Annotated in this window: 6 protein-coding genes; 5 read left to right on the top strand and 1 reads right to left on the bottom strand. The window is 68.0% G+C overall.

What is annotated here, in order from left to right:
- Positions 1–166: 166 nt before the first annotated feature.
- Positions 167–613 (top strand): dUTP diphosphatase, encoded by a 447-nt coding sequence (dut, locus tag AC1DY5_RS44805; RefSeq protein WP_478120850.1) that lies wholly within the window; start codon positions 167–169, stop codon positions 611–613.
- Between the two features lie 189 nt (positions 614–802).
- Positions 803–1,297, top strand: a complete 495-nt coding sequence (locus AC1DY5_RS44800; protein WP_478120849.1) for an outer membrane lipoprotein — start codon at positions 803–805, stop codon at positions 1,295–1,297.
- A 61-nt stretch (positions 1,298–1,358) separates the two neighbouring features.
- Here the strand turns inward: AC1DY5_RS44800 and AC1DY5_RS44795 are convergent, their stop codons facing one another.
- Complete coding sequence (locus AC1DY5_RS44795; RefSeq protein ID WP_478120848.1) at positions 1,359–1,883, bottom strand: FKBP-type peptidyl-prolyl cis-trans isomerase; 525 nt, start codon at positions 1,881–1,883, stop codon at positions 1,359–1,361.
- Positions 1,884–1,897: 14 nt separating this feature from the next.
- Between AC1DY5_RS44795 and AC1DY5_RS44790 the strand changes: the two genes are divergently transcribed.
- The 3 genes from AC1DY5_RS44790 (at position 1,898) to AC1DY5_RS44780 (ending at position 3,857) form a co-directional block, all read left to right on the top strand.
- Positions 1,898–3,037, top strand: coding sequence for a JmjC domain-containing protein (locus AC1DY5_RS44790; protein ID WP_478120847.1), 1,140 nt, complete (start codon positions 1,898–1,900; stop codon positions 3,035–3,037).
- Positions 3,027–3,530, top strand: a complete 504-nt coding sequence (locus AC1DY5_RS44785) for a hypothetical protein (protein ID WP_478120846.1) — start codon at positions 3,027–3,029, stop codon at positions 3,528–3,530. The genes AC1DY5_RS44790 and AC1DY5_RS44785 overlap by 11 nt, the downstream gene beginning before the upstream one ends.
- Before the next feature lie 93 nt (positions 3,531–3,623).
- Positions 3,624–3,857, top strand: coding sequence for a hypothetical protein (locus AC1DY5_RS44780; RefSeq protein WP_478120845.1), 234 nt, complete (start codon positions 3,624–3,626; stop codon positions 3,855–3,857).
- The last annotated feature ends 271 nt before the right edge of the window (positions 3,858–4,128 follow it).

Below are 4,128 nucleotides of genomic sequence, written 5' to 3'. Positions count from 1 at the left end.
GACGACAACAGCCTGCTGCTGGTCGATGCCCGCGGCGTGCGCGAACTGCCGCGCGCACCCAAGCTCACCCTGGCGCGCGACCTCGTGGCCGAGATCGCAGCCCGCCTTCCTTCCGCCGGCTCGCGTTGAGCCGGCTCGTTTCCATCCCACGTACAGGGCACATGAATTGAAAGTAGACGTTCGCATCCTCGATCCCCGCATGCAGGACCAACTGCCGGCCTACGCCACGCCCGGCAGCGCCGGACTGGACCTCCGGGCCTGCCTCGATGCCCCGATCACGCTGGAGCCCAACGGCTGGCAGCTCGTGGGCACCGGCATCGCGATCCACCTGGCCGATCCGGGCTTCGCGGCGCTGATCCTGCCGCGCTCGGGCCTGGGCCACAAGCACGGTATCGTGCTCGGCAACCTGGTCGGCCTGATCGACAGCGACTACCAGGGCGAACTCAAGATCAGCGCCTGGAACCGCAGCGACACGCCCTTCGTGCTGCAGCCCATGGAGCGCCTGGCCCAACTGGTGATCGTGCCGGTGGTGCAGGCGCAATTCCATCTGGTGGCCGAGTTTCCGCCAAGCGAGCGGGGCGAGGGCGGCTACGGTTCCACAGGCAAGCACTGAAGCCCTGCCGAGCCTTGTAGGCCGACGTCTTCAGGGGCGTGTAGGGCGTGGCCCACACGTAAAGTCTGGAACCGGCGCTGGTATTTTCTGTCAAAGGTTTCACTATGTGTCCGAGGTCATCGCACCGGCCCTGGACACGTTGATCACCTGTCCGGCCGGTATCGGCCCGTTCTGTAGGAACATAAAACCATGAAGATCTCTTTCCGTCTCGTTTCCGTCGCCGCCTCGGTCCTGGCGCTGTCCGCCCTGACCGCCTGCGTGGCGCCAGCGCCGGTCTACCAGACCAGCAGCTATCCCTACCAGCCGGTGCAGCCAATGCAGCCGCAGGGGCGCTTCGTCGAATACGGCCGGGTGGCCAACATCGAGGTGCTGCGCAGCGAGACCCAGGGCAGCCCCACCAGCGGCGGCGGCGCCGTCGCCGGCGGCGTGGTGGGCGGCCTGCTGGGCAACCAGATCGGGAAGGGCACCGGGCGTACCGCGGCGACCGTGGCCGGTGTGGTCGGCGGCGCGCTGCTGGGCAATAACATCGAAGGCCGCGCCAATGGCCCGCGCGTCTACGAGAGCTATCGCGTCTCGGTCCAGACCGACAACGGCGGCTTCCGCGCCTTCGACGTGCCGAGTCCGGGCGACCTGCGCGTCGGCGATCGCGTTCGCATCGACAACGGCCAGATCTCGCGATTCTGATCCCCGCCGCAAGGAACGAAAAAGCCGGGCATGGCCCGGCTTTTTTGCGCCTGCGCGAGGGTCAGTGCAGCAGGTCGTTGCCCGGCGCCGTGGTCGGGACCTTGAAGAAGCCGGTGCCCGCCGTGCCGCGGCCGATTTCTTCCTCGGTGGCTTCGCGGACCGATTTCACGGTCATGTCGAGGCGGATCGCGATGCCCGCCAGCGGATGGTTGCCGTCGAGCACCAAGTGCTCGGGATAGATCTCGCTGACGGTGTAGAGCACGTCCTTGGGGATGTCGGGGTTGACGCCCTTGGGCAGCGCCGCGCCGTCGAAGGTCATGCCCTCCTCGGTCTCCGCCGGGAACAGTGAGCGCGGCTCGAGAAAGAGCAACTGGTCGTTGAAGTCGCCGAAGGCCTGTTCGGGTTCGAGTTGAAGCTGCACGCGGGCGCCGGGTTCATGGCCAAGCAGGGCGGCTTCGATGGCATCGAATAGGTCGTCGCCACCGACCAGGAACTCCACCGGGTCGTCGAGCACGTCGAGGACTTCGCCCAAGGTGTCTTTCAGCGTCCAGGTCAGGCCGACCACGCATTGTTCAGTGATTTCCATCGCACAATTCTCCCATGGAGATTGATCGACCCTTGCCCCTGCTCGGCGGCCTCAGTGCCCGCCAGTTCATGCGACGCCACTGGCAGAAGAAGCCGCTTCTCGTTCGCCAGGCCGTGCCCGGCATGGTGCCACCGATCGCGCGGGCCGCGCTGTTCGACCTGGCCGCGCGAGATGAGGTCGAGTCGCGGCTGATCCGCCACCGCGACACCGGCTGGACCCTTAAGCAGGGCCCCTTCGCGCGCCGCGCCCTGCCCGGACTCCACCAGCCAGGCTGGACCCTGCTGGTGCAGGGCGTCGACCTGCATGATCAGGGCGTTCACGAACTGCTGCAACAGTTCCGTTTCGTGCCCGATGCGCGGCTCGACGACCTGATGATCAGCTATGCCAGCGACACCGGTGGGGTTGGCCCGCATTTCGACAGCTACGACGTGTTCCTGCTGCAGGCGCAGGGGCGCCGCCGCTGGGCTACGGCCAAGCAGCGCGACCTCAGCCTGCAGCCCGGCGTTCCGCTCAAGATCCTGTCGAATTTCGAAGCAGAGCAGAGCTTCGTGCTCGAGCCCGGCGACATGCTCTACCTGCCGCCGCGTTATGCGCACGACGGCGTCGCGGTCGGCGACGACTGCATGACCTGCTCGATCGGACTGCGCTCGCCGGCCGCGGCGCCGCTCGGGGCCGACCTGCTGGCGCGCATCGCCGAGGCGCACGCCGATGCACTGCAGGACGAACCGGCGCGGGCCGCGGTGCACTACCGCGATTCGAAGCAGGACGCGCTTGCCACGCCGGCCGCGATGCCGCAGGCGCTGCAGGCCTTCGCGCGCGAAGCGGTGCTGGCCGCCGTGCACGACGGCGAGGTGATCGATCGCGCGCTCGGCGAGTCGATGACCGAGCCGAAGCCGACGGTCTGGTTCGACGTCGGTGAAATGCCCGAGCGCTGGAACGAGGTCGCGCTCGATCGCCGCACCCGCATGCTTTACGACGCGCGGCATCTCTACATCAACGGCGAGAGTTTCCGCGCCGGCGGCCGCGACGCGACGCTGATGCGGCGGCTGGCGGACCAGCGCATGCTCGGCGCGCGCGACCTGGCGGGCGCCAGCGACGATGCACTCGCGTTGCTGGGCGACTGGTGCGAAGCGGGGTGGCTGCATGCCGGATGACAGCGTCGGCATCGATCTGCCCGAGGGCGCCTTCGACGGTCGCCAGGCCTTCCAGGCGCACTTGCATGCGGCGCTCGAAGCGGCGGCGCGGCAGAACTGGCGCGAGATCGTGCTGGCGGATCCCGACTTCGTCGACTGGCCGCTCGGCGAGCGCGCGAGTGTCGAGGCCTTGCAGGCCTGGTCCGCGGCCGGGCGCGGCCTGGTGTTGCTGGCGCAGCGTTTCGACGTCTTCGCGCGCGAACATGCACGCTTCGTGCAATGGCGCCGCATGTGGAGTCACATCATCGACGCTCGTGTCTGCCACGGCCCCGGCCTGCCGTCGGTGCCGAGCGCGATCTGGACGCCCGGCTGGTTCCTGCATCGCATCGATGTCGAGCATGCGCGAGGGGTTTGCGGCCGTGCGCCGGAAGCGCGGCGCGCATTGCGCGAGCGCATAGACGAATGCTTGCGCCATGCGCGGCCTGCATTTCCGGCCAGCACGCTGGGCTTGTAAGCCAATGCCGCGAATTGCACCGTGACAGTGCTTGAGGCTGAAGAGCAGGCCTAGAATTTTTTGTCTGCCATCTTCATCCCAAGGAGTCACCCCATGAAGAAATCCGTTCTGCTCGCTTCGCTGCTTGCCGCTGTCGCACTGTCGGCCTGCGGAAAGAAGGAAGAGGCCCCGCCGGCCGTGGTCACGCCGCCGCCGGCGCAGGTCGCGCCGCCAGCGGCACCTGCTGCGGCGACGCCGTCCCCGAGTGCCTCGTCGGCGCTCGACGCCGCCAATGCGGCGACCGAGGCCGCCAAGAAGAGTGCCGAGACCCCGCCTGCCAAGCCCTGAGGCCCGGCGCCGTCCCTGCGGGCCGCCTTCGGGCGGCCTTTTTCATGGKGCGCCCAGCATGGGCGCACTCCCGGAGGTGCAAGTCCTCCCGTAAGTTGATCACAGCGAACGAAGCGAAGCGCAACTGCATCAGGGCGACCGAGTGTGGGGAGGAAGCGCGGAGCGAAGCTGCGAGCCGATGGACAAGAACCGGATAGAAGGCGGTGCCGAGCAGGGCGAGCGGGCCATGAACCGCGAAGCTTTCGTGATCAAGGCGAGGCGGCGTAGATCC

The sequence above is a fragment of the Variovorax sp. P4_D9 genome (genome assembly GCF_056401695.1).
Note: the sequence above shows the minus strand (reverse complement) of the source record. Positions and strands in the feature narration are given on the sequence as shown.